Annotated in this window: 15 protein-coding genes; 6 read left to right on the top strand and 9 right to left on the bottom strand. The window is 47.6% G+C overall.

The annotated features are described in order from the left end of the window. Window positions 1-250 precede the first annotated feature (250 nt). Complete coding sequence (locus tag B5D35_RS06160) at window positions 251-1,207, bottom strand: porin (RefSeq protein WP_078751717.1); 957 nt, start codon at window positions 1,205-1,207, stop codon at window positions 251-253. Between the two features lie 313 nt (window positions 1,208-1,520). Beyond that, the gene (cysS, locus tag B5D35_RS06155) at window positions 1,521-2,906 is read right to left on the bottom strand and encodes a cysteine--tRNA ligase (RefSeq protein WP_078751716.1); all 1,386 of its coding nucleotides are present in this window, start codon (window positions 2,904-2,906) and stop codon (window positions 1,521-1,523) included. 282 nt (window positions 2,907-3,188) lie between these two features. Between cysS and B5D35_RS06150 the strand changes: the two genes are divergently transcribed. The 3 genes from B5D35_RS06150 (at window position 3,189) to B5D35_RS06140 (ending at window position 5,241) form a co-directional block, all read left to right on the top strand. Beyond that, a complete protein-coding gene (locus tag B5D35_RS06150; RefSeq protein ID WP_078751715.1) occupies window positions 3,189-3,686 on the top strand; it encodes a peptidylprolyl isomerase in 498 nt (165 codons plus the stop codon). Between the two features lie 38 nt (window positions 3,687-3,724). After that, window positions 3,725-4,462: a UDP-2,3-diacylglucosamine diphosphatase gene (gene lpxH / locus B5D35_RS06145; protein ID WP_078751714.1), complete on the top strand. Its 738-nt coding sequence runs from the start codon at window positions 3,725-3,727 to the stop codon at window positions 4,460-4,462. 164 nt (window positions 4,463-4,626) lie between these two features. After that, window positions 4,627-5,241 (top strand): EAL and HDOD domain-containing protein, encoded by a 615-nt coding sequence (locus B5D35_RS06140; protein WP_078751713.1) that lies wholly within the window; start codon window positions 4,627-4,629, stop codon window positions 5,239-5,241. A gap of 37 nt (window positions 5,242-5,278) precedes the next feature. Here the strand turns inward: B5D35_RS06140 and B5D35_RS06135 are convergent, their stop codons facing one another. Further along, a complete protein-coding gene (locus B5D35_RS06135) occupies window positions 5,279-6,766 on the bottom strand; it encodes a CoA-acylating methylmalonate-semialdehyde dehydrogenase (protein WP_078751712.1) in 1,488 nt (495 codons plus the stop codon). 18 nt (window positions 6,767-6,784) lie between these two features. Next, the gene (gene aptA / locus B5D35_RS06130; protein WP_078751711.1) at window positions 6,785-8,119 is read right to left on the bottom strand and encodes an omega-aminotransferase AptA; all 1,335 of its coding nucleotides are present in this window, start codon (window positions 8,117-8,119) and stop codon (window positions 6,785-6,787) included. Between the two features lie 184 nt (window positions 8,120-8,303). On the opposite strand from aptA, the gene B5D35_RS06125 reads away from it, so the two are divergent. Continuing rightward, window positions 8,304-9,800 (top strand): aldehyde dehydrogenase, encoded by a 1,497-nt coding sequence (locus tag B5D35_RS06125; protein WP_078751710.1) that lies wholly within the window; start codon window positions 8,304-8,306, stop codon window positions 9,798-9,800. A gap of 67 nt (window positions 9,801-9,867) precedes the next feature. Here the strand turns inward: B5D35_RS06125 and B5D35_RS06120 are convergent, their stop codons facing one another. Then, window positions 9,868-11,172 carry an NAD(P)/FAD-dependent oxidoreductase gene (locus tag B5D35_RS06120; protein ID WP_078751709.1) on the bottom strand — a complete coding sequence of 435 codons (1,305 nt, stop codon included), beginning with the start codon at window positions 11,170-11,172 and terminating at the stop codon, window positions 9,868-9,870. Between the two features lie 327 nt (window positions 11,173-11,499). Between B5D35_RS06120 and B5D35_RS06115 the strand changes: the two genes are divergently transcribed. Continuing rightward, complete coding sequence (locus tag B5D35_RS06115; RefSeq protein WP_078751734.1) at window positions 11,500-12,048, top strand: cupin domain-containing protein; 549 nt, start codon at window positions 11,500-11,502, stop codon at window positions 12,046-12,048. Between the two features lie 58 nt (window positions 12,049-12,106). Continuing rightward, the gene (locus B5D35_RS06110; protein ID WP_078751708.1) at window positions 12,107-12,418 is read left to right on the top strand and encodes a hypothetical protein; all 312 of its coding nucleotides are present in this window, start codon (window positions 12,107-12,109) and stop codon (window positions 12,416-12,418) included. A gap of 12 nt (window positions 12,419-12,430) precedes the next feature. On the opposite strand, the gene B5D35_RS06105 is transcribed toward B5D35_RS06110, so the two are convergent. Genes B5D35_RS06105 through potA form a run of 4 tightly spaced genes read right to left on the bottom strand, consistent with a single transcriptional unit; the run spans window position 12,431 to window position 16,722 of the window. Further along, a complete protein-coding gene (locus B5D35_RS06105; RefSeq protein ID WP_078751707.1) occupies window positions 12,431-13,759 on the bottom strand; it encodes an NAD(P)/FAD-dependent oxidoreductase in 1,329 nt (442 codons plus the stop codon). Between the two features lie 43 nt (window positions 13,760-13,802). Further along, window positions 13,803-14,648, bottom strand: a complete 846-nt coding sequence (locus B5D35_RS06100; RefSeq protein WP_078751706.1) for an ABC transporter permease subunit — start codon at window positions 14,646-14,648, stop codon at window positions 13,803-13,805. Beyond that, window positions 14,645-15,598, bottom strand: coding sequence for an ABC transporter permease subunit (locus B5D35_RS06095; RefSeq protein WP_078751705.1), 954 nt, complete (start codon window positions 15,596-15,598; stop codon window positions 14,645-14,647). The genes B5D35_RS06100 and B5D35_RS06095 overlap by 4 nt, the downstream gene beginning before the upstream one ends. After that, the gene (gene potA, locus B5D35_RS06090) at window positions 15,595-16,722 is read right to left on the bottom strand and encodes a polyamine ABC transporter ATP-binding protein (RefSeq protein ID WP_078751704.1); all 1,128 of its coding nucleotides are present in this window, start codon (window positions 16,720-16,722) and stop codon (window positions 15,595-15,597) included. The genes B5D35_RS06095 and potA overlap by 4 nt, the downstream gene beginning before the upstream one ends. Between the last annotated feature and the right edge of the window lie 10 nt (window positions 16,723-16,732).

The following is a 16,732-nucleotide window of genomic DNA, read 5'->3' as shown; positions in this document are numbered from 1 at the left end:
TAATTACACCCATGCAACGGATACAATTTTTTCATTTTAAATATAGATTCAACTTATATTCAGGTTAGTTTATTAAAGTAGCGTTGAAGGCAGCATAGAACGAGAGGGACCTAGTTAGCCGCCTTCAACTGCGGGCCAGGAAGGCAGGCAAGGTTACTTCTTGTCCTTTAGTAACCTTGACTGGAAGATCTCCCCTTGCAGAATGCCGTCTCAACGCAGCGATTCTGTCTCCTTCCTCGCCCGCTCCCAATTAAAAGCTGTAGCGAATACCCGCTTGCAATTGATTGTCGTTTGCTTTTCCATCCAAACGATTAAATTCATAACCTGCGTATGTGACAAAGTTATTAGTTATATTGTAAACGCCTTCTATAGCATTGCTATTCACCGCATATTCACTTATTTGAGTCGCTGACTTATAGTCTGAGTCTCTATAGTTATAAACATACCTAAATATAAAATCATTAATTGTATATTGCGTGGCAATTTCATAACCTTCAACGTCTACTTTATCTATATCCCCTGATACATATAGTGCGCCGATATAAAAGTCTTCCCATGTATAAGCTAGGGCAAAGTTATATTGGTTAGCATCGACGCTACTTTGTTCACCAGAGATATAACCCAAACCTACCTGTATGCCGATCGGTGACGTGTAAAATACCGACCCACCGCCCGTGTAATTTCCTTTGTCATCATCTTTGATGTAGTTCAGTGTCAGCGTCAGATCCATCGGAAGCTGAGCGAGGTAAACAAAATTGTTTTCTTGTTCATCCGCATTGCCGTTCAAGATATCTGCCGAGTTACCACCAAATGTTTCCATAATATCGGTCACGTTAGTGACAATGACCTGCGCTGAATCTTGAATACCATAAGAGAAGGCACCATACGCCGTACCAATACCTGCGTACATATAGCGATTTTTGATATCGGAGCTCCCCGAATACATTTCCCCATTGTAATAACCAAAAACATGAATATTATCAGTGACTTTTGTTTTACCGTCGATGTAAAGGCGAGCACGACTGATGTCATCAAATGAACTTGAACTGCTCGAATTCAGTTCGTTGGCATCTGATATATTAAAACGAGGTTCAACCCGGCCACCTATGTCTAATGACGCATCTGCGGTTTTGTAGATATTGACTGCTTGTGCACCAAAGCTAATCGTACTGCTGATTAAGAATGCGATAGTCGTTAGCTTGTTCATACTTCCTTCCTCAAATCCGAACTTGAAAACGATGGCTCAGGTGCATGTAGGAATAGGTTTATGCTTTATCCAACACTCGCCGCCACGCAAAGCCACCTTTGATCATAAGACCACCAGTGAAGGATTGTCGATAACAGCCACTCTTTAGTTCTAACTAGTGAGAAACAGCGAAAGATAGTAATCCTGTTCCATAACACGGAAAGAATTGTTAGCGGTGCGGCATTGGATTCTGTATGAGAAATACAACTTTTAAGTCACGGATTGAGCTAGAAAAAACGGCGCGAATGCGCCGTTTTGAGAAGAAAGTTTCGAATTACTTACGACGCCAAGTCGTGCCTGCCGCACCATCTTCAAGGACGATACCCATTGCCGTCAGCGCATCACGCGCCACATCTGCTGCGGCCCAATCTTTGCTTGCACGCGCATCGTTACGCGCTTTGATCAGTGCTTCGATTTCGGCCACTTCATCATCTCCGCCTTGCGCATTACCTTGTAGGAATGCCTCTGGCTCTTGGCCCAACAGACCTAACACATCCGCCAGTTCACGCATGCGTACCGCCAACTTAGATGCTGCAACGACGTCTTCCGCTTTGATGCGGTTAATTTCACGCGCCATTTCAAACAGCACTGAATATGCTTCTGGTGTGTTAAAGTCGTCATCCATCGCAGCTTTGAAGCGCTCAACGAATGCTTCTCCGCCTTCAGCAACCACAGACAAATCAAGACCACGCATTGCCGTATACAAACGCTCAACCGAAGCACGCGCTTGTTTCAGGTTTTCTTCGCTGTAGTTTAGTTGGCTACGGTAATGACCGGACATCAGGAAGTAACGAACCGTTTCTGCATCGTAATGTGCCAGAACATCACGGATAGTGAAGAAGTTACCCAGAGACTTTGACATTTTCTCGCGGTCAACCATCACCATACCGCTGTGCATCCACGTATTTACGTACTGGGTGTCATGTGCGCAGCAAGATTGTGCAATTTCATTTTCGTGGTGCGGGAAAGTCAGATCTGAGCCGCCACCGTGAATATCGAAATGGTTACCCAAAATGGCAGAGTTCATTGCAGAACATTCAATGTGCCAACCTGGACGACCTGGCCCCCAAGGTGATTCCCACGTTGGTTCGCCTGGCTTAGACATTTTCCAAAGCACAAAGTCCAGCGGGCTCTTTTTGGCTTCTTCTACATCAACACGTGCACCCGCTTGAAGTTGGTCTAGATCTTGACGAGACAATTTGCCGTATTCATCAAATTTCGCCACTTCAAACAATACGTCACCGTTGGATGCAACGTATGCAAAGCCACGTTCAATCAAACGCTCTACCAGCTCAATGATTTCGGCAATGAATTGCGTCGCACGCGGTTCAACATCAGGACGTTTCATGTTCAACGCATCAAAATCTGCATGCATTTCGCCAATCAAACGGTTAGTGAGTGAATCACAGCTTTCACCATTCTCGGCAGCACGTTTGATGATCTTGTCATCAATGTCGGTGATGTTGCGAACAAAATTCAGGTCGTAACCCAAAAAACGTAGATAACGAGAAACCACGTCAAATGAAACGAAAGTACGACCGTGGCCGATGTGACACAAATCGTAAATGGTAACCCCACACACATACATGCCAACCTTGCCAGGCTGAATAGGTTTAAATTCTTCTTTTTGCTTGGTGAGGGAGTTGTAGATCTTCAACATGGTAGTCGGATTACCCATTACAATAAAACAGTGAAAATGATAAAGGCATATTACACCCTTTCCATCCGTTTTAGGCAAGGCAATACAGGGGAAGGTTAAAGAATTCGACCAAGAGAAAAGCACTTGGCGCGATCTATCTGCTTTTTTCTACTGAGATCGGTTGAATGTACCTACCACTACGATAGAATCGACCGTTTAAAGCCAAATGCGTTCAGGGACCTGTGTTGCTACATGTTGAGTCCTTGGGTTGCAACGTTAACAGTCCGTCATTAGGAACATATCATGGTTACGCTTCATACCAACTTTGGTGACATCAAAATCCAACTTAACACTGAGAAAGCACCAGTAACTGCAGAAAACTTCCTGCAATACTGCCGCGACGGTTTCTACAACGGTACGCTGTTCCACCGTGTAATCGATGGTTTCATGATCCAAGGCGGCGGCATGGCTTCTGGCATGGAAGAGAAAGAAACTCGCGCATCGATCAAGAACGAAGCAAACAACGGTCTGAGCAACAAAATTGGTACGCTGGCGATGGCGCGTACTATGGAACCACACTCAGCAAGCTCTCAGTTCTTCATCAACGTGAACAACAACAATTTCCTAGACTTCAAATCTGAGTCTATGGACGGTTGGGGCTACTGTGTTTTCGCAGAAGTCGTTGAAGGCATGGACATCGTGAACAAAATCAAAGATGTTGCAACAGGTAACTGGGGTTACGTTCACCAAGACGTACCTGTAGAAGAAGTTATCATCGAAAGCGTTACCATCGAAGAATAAGACTCTGAGGGACAGTGGAATTCCACTGTCCTCTTTCTATGACCGTACTATTTATTTCAGATCTCCATCTCAGCCCATCTCATCCGGAAATAACACATTGCTTTTTTCGGTTCTTAAAGGAAGAGGCAACAAAGGCATCTGCACTTTATGTGTTAGGTGATCTTTTCGAGTCTTGGATAGGCGATGATGATGAAACCCCCTTACACTTGAGTGTTGCAGCGGCGTTTAAGTCTTTGCACGATCATGGTGTTCCCGTGTATTTCATTCACGGCAACCGTGATTTTCTGGTTGGAAAGCGTTTTGCAAAATTGGCGGAAATGACCTTACTGCCAGAGCATTGCGTCATTGACTTGTTTGGTAAACCGACACTGATCATGCACGGTGATACGCTTTGCATTCAAGATGAAGCCTACCAAAGATACCGTAAAAAAGTACATAACAGACTGATTCAATGGCTATTCTTCCGCTTGCCTTTACGTATACGAAAGAATATTGGAGAGAAGCTACGCCAAAGCAGTAGTGACAGTAATCAATACAAGTCGTATGACATCATGGACGTGGACCCTGCCGAAGTTGTTCGTGTAATGAATGATGAAAACGTAACCCAAATGATTCACGGTCATACCCATCGCCCTGCTAAGCATGAGATGAATATTGGCAATCAATCTGCACGTCGAATTGTACTTGGTGACTGGTATACGCAAGGATCCATATTGCGTTGCACCGCCAATGGATGCGAGTTAGAAACCCGCGCATTTGACGCGATACCTCCTTAACGATAAATCTCATAAAGAAAAGTTTGCCAGATCAAGATGAGAAAAGTATGGTTTACGCCGTTAATTTTCATCGCGAAATATCAGACTTAATTAACACTCTCATCATTGATGATATTTTATACACTTAGTCTCGTATCTTAATTTCAAGGCACATCGAATTTTTTATGAGTTCTCGCATCGCACGACAAGCCATTTTCGACCGACAACACAACGTTGTGGCTTACGAACTCCTCTTTCGCGAAGGTCAAAGTGATTGCTTTCCTTGTGTACCTTCAAGGTATGCCACTCAATCAGTGTTGGATATTTTGTTTTGCCAAGGGTTGCAACCAATCTCACTGTCAGACAATAAGCCCGTTTTCATCAATTTTGGTTTTGAAAGTCTGGTGGACGGCACCGCGTTGCAATACCCAAAAGATTCTCTCATCGTCGAAGTATTAGAAGATTGCGAACCCAATGCTGCCCTGTTTTCGGCGCTCACTACGCTCAAATCCCATGGCTATAAAATTGCGTTCGATGATTTTGTACCGAGCGAACGCTGGCTGTCGTTTATCCCTCTCGCGGATATCATCAAACTGGATTTTCAACAGCTGTCGTTTATGGAAATTGAAGCTTTCGTTAACGAGTACCGGAACGCCCTATCTTTCCAACTGTTAGCTGAAAAAGTTGAGACAAAAGCTGAATATGAGTTTGCTTTTGATTTAGGGTTTGATTTGTTTCAAGGGTACCAGCTTAGTAAGCCAGAACGTCTCGAACACGCTGAAGCCTCAAAAGTCGCATGAAAAAAGGAGCCAGTGGCTCCTTTCTCATTGTTTCGACCTATTTCATTGTGGGCATAATAAAATCTGCTTGAGCCCTTAACCCCGTGGGCCAACGTGCTGTGATGGCTTTGCGTCTGGTATAGAAACGCACGCCATCGGGTCCATGCATATGTAATGGCCCAAACAAAGAGCGTTTCCAACCGCCAAAGCTATGAAACGCCATCGGCACCGGAATAGGTACATTGACACCCACCATCCCCACTTGAATTTCATGACAGAACTGACGGGCTGCATCACCATTTTGGGTGAAAATGGCCGTACCATTGCCAAACTCGTGCTCATTAATCAGTGTCACTGCGGTGGCATAATCTGGCACACGCACGACGGCAAGCACCGGACCAAAGATTTCATCGCGATAAATCGTCATCTCCGGCGTGACGTTATCGAACAAACAGCCGCCAAGGAAGAAGCCTTCGCCACCTTCAGGTTCAACACCACGTCCATCGACCACCAGCGTGGCACCTTCTTCCACACCAGCGGCAACATAACCTTCGACTTTTCTAAGATGGTCAGCGGTCACCAATGGTCCCATTTCCATCCCTTCGATTACCCCGTTGCCAACGCGCAGAGCTTCAACTTTTGGTGTCAGCTTTTCTATCAAAGCATCCGCAACGTTACCCACGGCGACGGCGACAGAAATTGCCATACAACGCTCACCCGCCGAACCATATGCAGCGCCCATTAAGGCAGCAACGGCTTGATCCAAATCTGCATCCGGCATCACCACCATGTGGTTTTTCGCACCGCCTAAGGCTTGAACACGTTTACCGTGTTGTGAGGCCATGCTGTAGATGTATTCTGCAATCGGGGTTGACCCTACAAAACTAACAGCCTGAACATCGGGATGCGTCAGCAATACGTCGACGGCTTCTTTGTCTCCATTCACCACATTAAAGACACCATCAGGGAGACCCGCTTCTTTCAGAAGTTCTGCAATACGCATGGTTGAACTTGGATCTTTTTCTGACGGCTTCATGATGAAGCAATTACCGCACGCGATCGCTATCGGGAACATCCACATCGGCACCATTACGGGAAAGTTAAACGGGGAAATGCCGGCCACCACACCGAGCGGTTGGTTGAGCGACCACGAATCAACACCATTCGCGATTTGTTCAGTGATTTCACCTTTCAACAGATGCGGAATACCACACGCAAATTCCACCACTTCCAAACCACGCGTCAGTTCGCCTTTGGCATCATCCAATACCTTGCCATGTTCTTGGGTAATCAACGCGGCAAGCTCGTCGATATTTTCTTCCACCAATGATTTGAACTTAAAAAGCACCCGCGCTCGACGAAGTGGTGACATTTCAGACCATGCTGGAAACGCTGCTTTGGCAGAGGCAATCGCCGCCTCGGTTTCACTTACAGATGCTAGAGATACTTCCCCACTGATTTCGCCCGTCGCTGGGTTATACAATGCCTGTTTGCGTTCGCTTTGTTCCGTATGTCGTCCATCGATATAGTGCGTTACTGATGCCATGCTGTTCTTCCTTGAAAGTTATATTGCGTTTCGTATCGCTTTTTCTAGCGTACTTACAATCTGATCAATGTGTTTCGATTCAATAATGAGCGGTGGCGACATAGCGATAATATCTCCAGACGCACGCACCAACAGGCCATCATAAAAACATTGTGTAAACACATCATAGCCACGCTTGCCAACGCCCTCTTCACTTGGCGCAAACTGTATGCCTGCGATAAGTCCCGTGTTTCGCACATCGATAACGTTAGGTAAATCGGCCAATGAGTGCACGGCGTCCTGCCACTCCATTTCCATCTCGCGCGAACGCTCAAATAACTTATCATCGCGATAGATGTCCATGGTTGCCAATGCCGCAGCGGCCGCTACTGGGTGTCCGGAATAGGTATAACCGTGGAAAAGTTCAATGGTATCTTCAGGCGCTTGCATACACGCGTCGTAGATTTTCTCGCTGACAATCACAGCGCCCATTGGAATCGCACCGTTCGTTAGTGCTTTAGCCGTGGTAATCATATCGGGTACCACGCCCCAACGTTGGGCTGCAAACGCATCCCCCACACGACCAAATGCCGTGATCACTTCATCAAAAATAAGCAGGATGTCGTGCTTGGCTGTGATTTCGCGAAGGCGTTTTAGGTAACCCACAGGTGGAAGAACAACACCACCCGAGCCAGACATGGGTTCCACCATCACAGCGGCGATATTCTCTGCGCCATGCTGCGCTATCAAATGCTCAAGGTAATCGGCTTTTTCAATACCGTGTTCTGGCAAGCCTTTTGAAAATGCATTGCGTTCAATATCGAGAGTATGGGGAAGATGGGCAACACTCGGAAGGAGTTGGCTGTTAAAGGCTTTACGGTTATTCACCATACCACCCACAGAAATCCCGCCAAAGCCAGTACCGTGGTAACCAAGCTCACGACCGATAAACATGGTGCGGTTAGAATGGCCCCTTGCACGCTGATACGCTAACGCAATTTTCAGTGCTGTATCACCTGACTCTGAGCCCGAGTTGGTAAAGAAAACATGATTCAAATCACCGGGTGCCATGTCAGCCAATCGCTCAGCCAGTTCAAACGGGAGAGGATGTCCCATTTGGAACGTCGGCGCATAATCCAGCTCAGAAATTTGTCGACTCACCGCCTCGGTGATTTCCTGTCGACTGTGTCCGGCATTACAACACCAAAGGCCTGCGGTGGAATCCAGCACCGAATTGCCTTCTACATCGGTGTAATACATACCTTGTGCTTTGACGAGCAACCTCGGAGTAGCTTTATACTGTCTGTTAGCCGTAAACGGCATCCAAAAGTTGTTCAGACCCGTCCCTTCGCTGTGTGTTTTCTGCACTGCCATCGTCACGTTTCCTTACTCGTTACACGTTGTCGTTTAGACAACACCATGTCAAATATAATGAACAGTATATAAACTGTGTTCAAGATAAAAAGAATAATTTGCGAAATTGTAAAATATTTTGAAATGGTGCACAGTGAGTACGTTGTGTGTGTTGGGTATAAATCAGACGAAAGGAATGGAATTTATGAGTGCTCGATTGTCTCGCAATGACTGGGAATTGATGGCGCAAACTCTGACCATCGAAGGCCGTGCATTTATTGATGGTGAATACCAAAACGCCGCCTCTGGTGACACCTTTGACTGCTTTAGTCCTATTGATGGACGATTACTCGCTAAGGTTGCAAGTTGTGATTTGAACGACGCAAACAAGGCCGCTGTCAGTGCGCGAGAAACCTTTGAGAGCGGCGCATGGTCTCACCTTCCACCCGCTGAACGGAAAAAAATCGTTATCCGCTTCGCTGAGCTCATCGAAGAAAATGGCGATGAACTGGCACTGCTTGAAACGCTCGATATGGGTAAGCCTATCCGCTATTCAAAAACGGTAGATGTGTACGGTGCAGCACGTGCTATTCGCTGGTCAGGCGAAGCCGTCGACAAAATCTATGACGAACTCGCCCCCACGCCTCACAATGAAATCGGCATGATCACCCGTGAGCCTATCGGTGTTGTTGCCGCTATCGTTCCTTGGAATTTCCCCATGTTGATGGCATGTTGGAAGCTCGGCCCAGCGCTCGCTGCCGGTAACTCGGTGATCCTTAAGCCGTCCGAAAAGTCCCCCTTAACCGCTATTAAGCTAGGCCAATTAGCGTTAGAAGCCGGCATGCCAAAAGGCGTACTGAATGTTCTTCCGGGCTTTGGGCACACGGTAGGCAAATCGCTCGCCTTACACATGGACGTTGATACCTTGGTGTTCACCGGATCTACCCGCATCGCCAAGCAACTGATGATTTATGCAGGCGAATCCAACATGAAGCGCGTCTGGCTCGAAGCTGGCGGAAAGAGCCCTAACATCGTGTTTGAAGATGCGCCGGATTTAGATGCCGCCGCAGAGGCTGCTGCCGCAGCAATTGCCTTCAATCAAGGGGAAGTTTGTACCGCAGGCTCTCGCTTGCTCGTTGAAGCTTCAATCAAAAACACCTTCGTCTCTAAAGTTGTTGAAGCACTTAAGGCGTGGCAACCGGGCCACCCTCTGGATCCCGAAACACAGGTCGGTGCCATGGTAGACCAACAGCAACTCGATACTGTGCTTGCCTATGTCGAAAAAGGACAAGAAGCTGGCGCCGCATTGCTTTGCGGCGGAAAACCCATTATGGAAGAAACCGGTGGTCTGTTCGTAGCGCCAACCGTGTTCGATAATGTGAATAACGAAATGGCGATCGCACAAGAGGAAATTTTTGGCCCTGTTCTGTCGGTCATTACGTTCAACTCACCTGAAGAAGCCATCACGATAGCAAACGATACTGCCTATGGCCTCGCATCTGCGGTGTGGACATCAGATATCAGCAAAGCACATAAAACGGCCAAAGCGTTGAAAACAGGTATGGTGTGGATTAACCATTATGACGGCGGCGATATGACAGCACCGTTCGGAGGCTATAAGCAATCCGGCAACGGACGGGATAAGTCGCTGCATGCCTTTGAGAAATACACCGAAGTGAAGGCGACTTGGATTTCGATATAGTTCGCAATAGACAACCCTGTAATGAAAAACGCCCCGATTTGGGGCGTTTTTCATGGAAAGACAAAAATCATTTTAGCGCTTCGAGAATCTTGTAATACGTCATCCCGATGGCCAGCAGCGGAGAGCGCAACAATGGTCCCCCAGGGAAGGTCATGTGCTTTACCTTGGCAAACACATCAAACCGCTCTGCCGTGCCTGAAATCGCTTCTGCGACCACTCTACCCGCCATGTGTGTCGCGTTAAGGCCATGTCCTGAATATGCCTGAGCGAAGAAGATATTCGGTGCGTCGGGCAAGGTACCAATTTGAGGTAGACGATTCGCGCCAATGCCAATCATGCCACCCCATTCAAAGTCGATATTCACACCTTTTAGCTGCGGAAACACCCGCTCTAAGTTTGGTAATAACGCTGCGGTAATGTCACGCGGGTCTTTGCCTGAATAGGTGCACAAACCACCAAATAAAAGCCGATTGTCACCAGAAAGGTGGTAATAGTCCAACGCAATACTCAGATCAGCGAACGACATATTCTTGGGAATCGTTCTCGTCACTTGCTCATCGGTAAGTGGTTCCGTCGCAATGATATAACTTCCCGCAGGTAGCACTTTCCCGCCAATGTAGGGTTCAAGTTTATTGCCAATATACGCATTGCCAGCCAGTAACACGTAACTGCATGTCACCTGTCCTTTGGGCGTTTTGATAAGTGGCTTAGTGCCTTTTTGTATTTCAACCGCTGGGCTGTCTTCAAACAACTGAACCCCAAGACCAGCTGCGGCAACCGCTTCCCCCGCCACTAAGTTAAGCGGATGTAAGTGACCACTCCCCATATCTAACATGCCGCCGATATAACGCTCTGAACCAATCACTTCGGCTAGCCCTGCCTTATCAAGCATACGAATTTCATGGGGATAGCCGCTGTCAGCCAACGAATCAAAATCGTCCTGAAGTTCCTTCATGTGCGAAGGTTTCAACGCGAGATCGCAATATCCCATGACAAGATCACAATCGATGTTAAATTCACCAACGCGATCTTTAACGATCTGAACCGCTTCCACGCCCATTTGGTTGATGGCATCCACCCCTTCTCGACCGATCTGATTGGTGAACTGTTCAATGCCATGACCGATGCCACGGATAAGTTCACCGCCATTGCGGCCTGATGCCCCCCAACCAATCTTGTTCGCTTCCAGCAATGCTACGGAATAGCCTCTTTGCGCCAATTCAATGGCACTGTTCACCCCGCTAAGCCCCCCACCGACGATGCACACATCGACGTCGATGGATTCAGTCAGTTCAGGATATCGCTGCAGGTACTTAGCCGTGGCTGCGTAGTAAGACTGCGTATGAGGGAGTTGAGTAAGAGGCATACCCATAACGACTTCCTTTGTAAAATATAATTAACAAAGACTAACGCATTTTCACAAAAGGGGTGAAGCATAAATTGTACACATTCCAATCAATATCATGCTTGTGTCACGTTACCGATTTTCTTTGTGAATACCCCTAAAGGCAGAGGTGGTTGGTGAAAAATAAACAGCGTGTTGCGTCTGGCAAATCTCACCTTAACCACCATTTTGCTCGATATTCTTTACGAAACCCGCAAAGGGAGACAAAAAACTTGATATGGCGCACTAGGTAAGTAGGATGAAATGTTCAATATCTATTACATTTCAATAAATACACACAGGGAGCATGAGACATTGGATATCGGTGCAAACCTCAAGGCAGTACGAAAAGGCCGCGGGCTTTCACAGCGTGAATTGGCAAAACGTGCTGGTGTCACCAACAGCACCATCTCAATGATTGAGAAAAACAGTGTCAGTCCCTCTGTCAGCTCACTCAAGAAAGTGTTGTCAGGTATTCCAATGTCATTGGTTGAATTCTTCTCAGCTGACATAGCAGAAAGCGACACGACGCCCGTGGTTTATCGTCAAGAAGATTTGCTCGAAATCGGCTCTGATACCGTCTCTATGAAAGTCGTTGGAAAAGAATTTCCAAATCGTGCCCTGTCTGTACTTTCTGAAATTTACCCACCCGGCTCAGACTCTGGTGACGACATGCTTCAGCATGACGGCGAAGAGTCCGGCATTGTCATTGAAGGTCGATTAGAACTCACCGTGGGCGAAGAGGTTTTCGTATTGGAAAAGGGCGACAGTTACTACTTCGACAGTAATAAGCCGCACAAATTTGCCAACCCGTTTGATGCGACATGCCGCCTTTTCAGCGCGACAACGCCAGCGAATTTTTAGCGCAATTTACGTCGCTGATTGAAGTCGACCTCTATTGGGGCGTCCTGAGGAACAGAAAATGGCAGAAGCAATGACAGTGATTACTCTGGTACTCATCCTGTATTTCAATCTTGCCGTCACATACTGTGTCATGCTTTCCGACAGTTTTACCGCTTACCAAAAGCTAGGCGCTTTATCCATTTGCTGGCTGGTTCCAGTAATAGGTCCATGCGTCATACTCTATGCCGTGCTAGATGACATCGCCCAAATTAAGAAGCGGGGATGGCCTTTGGTCAATCTGTTGTTTCTTTCATGGGTCATCATTTTGAGCACTGGCGATCACACAGACCAATGCAATGATTGCCAACCTATTGATAATGACCAAGACTAACCTCGATCATTATCAAACCCCCAGCTTATCTCTCAATGTGTAATACCACGCGCCCAGCGCGGAAAATGGCACACTTAGCATGTGACCACCGGGGAAAGGAAAGTGCGGCAAGCTGGCAAACGCATCAAAACGTTCAGCCTGACCACGCAGCACTTCTGACATCAAGCGTCCCGCCAAATGGGTATAGGTAACACCGTGACCGCTGCAACCTTGGGAATAGTATATGTTTGAGCCGATTCGCCCCACTTGGGGTAAACGTGACAACGTCATTAAAAAATTGCCTGTCCAGCAATAATCGATTTTTACCTCCCTGAGCTGTGGGAACGTCTTCAGCATTTTGGGACGAATAATCGCTTCGATGTTGGCGGGATCACGCGCACCGTAAACCACACCACCACCGTAAATAAGACGCTTGTCGCCCGATAAACGGAAGTAATCCAACAAGTAGTTACAGTCTTCGACGCAGTAATCTTGTGGTAACAGGCTCGCCGCCATCTCATCGGACAAAGGTTCTGTCGTGACCACTTGCGTGCCGCACGGCATGGATTTGGCTTGCAACTCTGGCATCAATCCGCCGAGATACGCGTTACCAGCCACGATGAGAAAATCCGCCGTTACTGAGCCTTCTTCGGTAAATACAACCGCAGGCTCTCCACGTTGAATTCGAACGGCTGCAGAATGCTCGTAGATTATCCCACCCAGACTTTCAACCGCCGCAGCTTCACCCAGAGCAAGGTTGAGCGGATGAATGTGGCCACCGCTTTTATCCAGCAAACCGCCGACATAGCACTCTGTATTCACCATGCTGCGAATATCCGTGGTTGAAAGAAGCTCTAGCTGGTTATTCCCATGGCGTTCCCAAAGGGCTTTTTGATGCGCCAGCTCTTTCATTTGTTTGTCATTCAATGCAGCAAAGATGCCACCGTCTTTCAGGTCGCATTGAATGTTGTACTTCTCGACGCGCTCTCGAATGATACGGCCGCCTTCAAACGCCATTTCACCAAACAATACGGCTTTCTCTTTGCCGACGGTCTTTTCAATTACATCAATGTCGCGACTGTAGCTATTTACAATCTGTCCGCCGTTTCGCCCAGATGCGCCCCACCCAACCCGAGCAGCTTCTAGCACGACAACATTAAAGCCGGCCTCTAGCAAATGTAGTGCTGAGGACAACCCTGTATAACCCGCACCGATAATGCAAACATCGGCCTGAATATCATCACGCAGTATGTCTCTTTTGGGCGAAGGGTTGGCAGACGCCGCATAATAGGACGGCGCATGTTCCGTTTGAATCGCCTGTTTTGTTTGCTGCAACGTTAGCGTTTCTGTTTGTTCCAACATAATGATTCCGTCCTGATTTATGCTGTTTTAATGGCTGCAATGCTCATGAAGCTTGTTCTGTTTCCTCTTTCAGTCGTTTCATTTCTTCCAGCGATTTTTGCTCCGCACGCTTAGCGATATACCAAGATAAGAAAGCAAACAGGGATACAACGACAATAATAAGCGTCGCTAACGCGTTAATTTTCGGTGACACACCTAGCCTTACCGAGGAAAAGACCACCATAGGCAAAGTCGTTGAACCCGGGCCAGAGACAAAACTCGCGATCACCAAATCATCCAACGACAAGCTGAAACTCAGCAACCAACCAGCAATTAACGCGGGGGCAATCATAGGCATAGTGATCACGAAGAACACTTTAAGTGGCGTTGCCCCCAAGTCCATTCCCGCTTCCTCAATAGAAAAGTCCAGCTCCCGTAATCGGGAAGACACCACCACGGCCACATACGCCGCACAGAACGTAGAGTGTGCTATCCACACCGTTGTCATGCCTCGCTCTGCTGGCCAACCGAAGAGCTCTCCCATCTGCACGAACAAAAGTAGAAGCGAGAGGCCAATGATGACATCTGGCATAACGAGTGGCGCGGTAATCATGTTCGAGAGCGTTAGCCTGCCCCATGAACGCCTGAAACGTGTCATCACAAAAGCAGCTAATGTGCCGATGATCACTGCCATGGTTGAGCTGTAAAACGCGATGCGTAGACTCGTCCAAACGGCTTGAAGTATCTGTTCATCTTTGAACAGCTCTCCATACCATTTTGCGGAAAAGCCCCCCCACACCGTCACCAGTTTGGATGCATTGAAAGAATAAATAATCAAGATCAGCATGGGCAGGTAGAGAAACACTAATCCTACCCAAAGCATGACCGTGGAAAACTCCCAGCGTTTCATCGGTCAGCCTCCATGTCCTTGGACTGATAGTGGTGGAACAGCGTGATGGGGATAATAAGCAGTAACAGCATCACTATCGCCAGTGCCGACGCTACCGGCCAGTCACGGTTATTAAAGAATTCCTGCCACAGCACTTTGCCGATCATCAGCGTTTCCGGGCCACCCAGTAATTCTGGGATAACCACTTCCCCGACAGCAGGAATAAACACCAGCATGGAGCCGGCAATAATGCCGCCTTTTGACAGAGGCAACGTGACCGTCCAGAAGGTATTAAAGTTGCGGGAGCCGAGGTCTGAAGCGGCTTCCAGTAGGCTGCCATCCAGTTTCACTAAATTGGCGTAGAGAGGCAGCACCATAAACGGCAAGTAGGTATACACAATGCCGATATAGACGGCGACATTGGTGTTCAATATTTGGATCGGCTCTGAAATGATGCCAATCCACATCAAGGTATTATTGATGATGCCAGTGTTACTCAGCAGCCCCATCCATGCATAAACGCGAATGAGAAAAGAGGTCCATGAAGGGAGCATGATGAGAAGCAGCAAAACTGTCTGCATTTTGGCAGGCGCACGCGCTATGGCATACGCCATCGGGTAGCCCAGAAACAAACAGCCGAGCGTCGAAATAAACGCGATTTTCAGTGAGCTTAAATACGCAAGGTAGTAGAGATCGTCATCGAGAATACGTAGGTAGTTTTCAAGGTTGAGTGAAATCTCAATCACTTCATCAACGTATTCGAAAATAGCTTCATAGGGTGGAATCGCCAGTGCCGCCATGGAGAAACTGATTTTGAAAACAATCAGAAACGGGACCGCAAAAAACAGCGACAGCCAAAGATAAGGGATCCCCATGGTGATGTGCCGGCCTTTTGGGAACAAGACACGGTTTTTATGGGGCGCTTTGATCAAATCAGACACTGAGGTTTTGGGTTTCGTTGATACGGTCATACGCGTAACACCACACCACTGGTGGCCTCCCAGCTGATAAACACTTCATCATCCCAGGTAGGGCGTTCCTGTCGGCGAGATATGTTTGCCATGCTACACATCACGACTTTGTTGCTGGGCAGTTTTACGTAGTACACAGAAGTACCACCGAGATAGGCAATGTCATGCACGACCCCTTTTGACCAGTTGTAGTCTTCTTGGGGTTCATCGCGAGACAGCAAGGCTTTCTCTGGTCTCAGAGCCAACCAGATTTTTTTATCTTCCACATTGGTATCAACGCCGTGCCCGACATAAATGGGTTTCACGGTTTCATGAGATTCGATAATGCAGTGGTCGGTTTCATCCACCACAATTTCACCTTCAAACAGGTTCACTGAGCCAATGAATTCCGCAATCATGCGGCTATTCGGACTTTCGTAGATATCGGTAGGTGTACCCGTCTGTGCAATCCATCCTTCATGCATAATGGAAATGCGGCCAGCCATGGTCATGGCTTCTTCCTGATCATGGGTCACCATCACGCAGGTCACGCCGACACGTTCAAGAATTTCCACCACTTCAAGTTGCATTTGGGTGCGGAGTTTTTTGTCCAGTGCGCCCATGGATTCGTCAAGTAACAGAAGTTTTGGGCGTTTCGCTAACGAGCGTGCCAATGCAACTCGCTGTCGCTGACCACCTGAGAGCTGATGAGGCTTACGTTTTGCATATTGATCCATGTGAACCAAACGCAGCATTTCACTGACGCGCTCGTCAATTTCGGCTTTTTTCAGCTTGTCCTGCTTGAGGCCAAAGGCGATGTTTTGAGCCACGGTCATATGAGGAAACAACGCGTAAGACTGGAACATCATATTGATCGGGCGCTCATACGGCGGCATGTCGGTGATATCTTCACCGTCGAGAAAAATGCGCCCGCTAGAGGGCTTTTCAAACCCTGCGAGCATGCGCAACAAGGTTGATTTCCCTGAACCTGAACCACCAAGCAGAGAAAAGATCTCACCCTGTTCAATCGTCAATGAAACATCATCAACAGCACGCACATCACCAAAAAGTTTGCTGACGCGATCTATCTTTAGCAGTTCTTGTTTTGGCTGCCCGGCTGTGGCGGCCTGTAGATTATTGGTCACACCCCGTTCC

The sequence above is a fragment of the Enterovibrio nigricans DSM 22720 genome, assembly GCF_900167155.1.
Taxonomy (GTDB): domain Bacteria; phylum Pseudomonadota; class Gammaproteobacteria; order Enterobacterales; family Vibrionaceae; genus Enterovibrio; species Enterovibrio nigricans.
The sequence above is the reverse complement of the archived record's forward strand: the minus strand, read 5'-3'. Positions and strand labels throughout refer to the sequence as shown.

Coding starts and splice junctions, on each gene's coding strand:
- aptA (WP_078751711.1), bottom strand. CDS start 8,119: ATGGCAGTGCAGAAAACACACAGCGAAGGGACGGGTCTGAACAACTTT.
- B5D35_RS06160 (WP_078751717.1), bottom strand. CDS start 1,207: ATGAACAAGCTAACGACTATCGCATTCTTAATCAGCAGTACGATTAGC.
- B5D35_RS06125 (WP_078751710.1), top strand. CDS start 8,304: ATGAGTGCTCGATTGTCTCGCAATGACTGGGAATTGATGGCGCAAACT.
- B5D35_RS06150 (WP_078751715.1), top strand. CDS start 3,189: ATGGTTACGCTTCATACCAACTTTGGTGACATCAAAATCCAACTTAAC.
- B5D35_RS06140 (WP_078751713.1), top strand. CDS start 4,627: ATGAGTTCTCGCATCGCACGACAAGCCATTTTCGACCGACAACACAAC.
- B5D35_RS06120 (WP_078751709.1), bottom strand. CDS start 11,172: ATGGGTATGCCTCTTACTCAACTCCCTCATACGCAGTCTTACTACGCA.
- B5D35_RS06105 (WP_078751707.1), bottom strand. CDS start 13,759: ATGTTGGAACAAACAGAAACGCTAACGTTGCAGCAAACAAAACAGGCG.
- B5D35_RS06135 (WP_078751712.1), bottom strand. CDS start 6,766: ATGGCATCAGTAACGCACTATATCGATGGACGACATACGGAACAAAGC.
- B5D35_RS06110 (WP_078751708.1), top strand. CDS start 12,107: ATGGCAGAAGCAATGACAGTGATTACTCTGGTACTCATCCTGTATTTC.
- cysS (WP_078751716.1), bottom strand. CDS start 2,906: ATGTTGAAGATCTACAACTCCCTCACCAAGCAAAAAGAAGAATTTAAA.
- B5D35_RS06095 (WP_078751705.1), bottom strand. CDS start 15,598: ATGACCGTATCAACGAAACCCAAAACCTCAGTGTCTGATTTGATCAAA.
- B5D35_RS06100 (WP_078751706.1), bottom strand. CDS start 14,648: ATGAAACGCTGGGAGTTTTCCACGGTCATGCTTTGGGTAGGATTAGTG.
- lpxH (WP_078751714.1), top strand. CDS start 3,725: ATGACCGTACTATTTATTTCAGATCTCCATCTCAGCCCATCTCATCCG.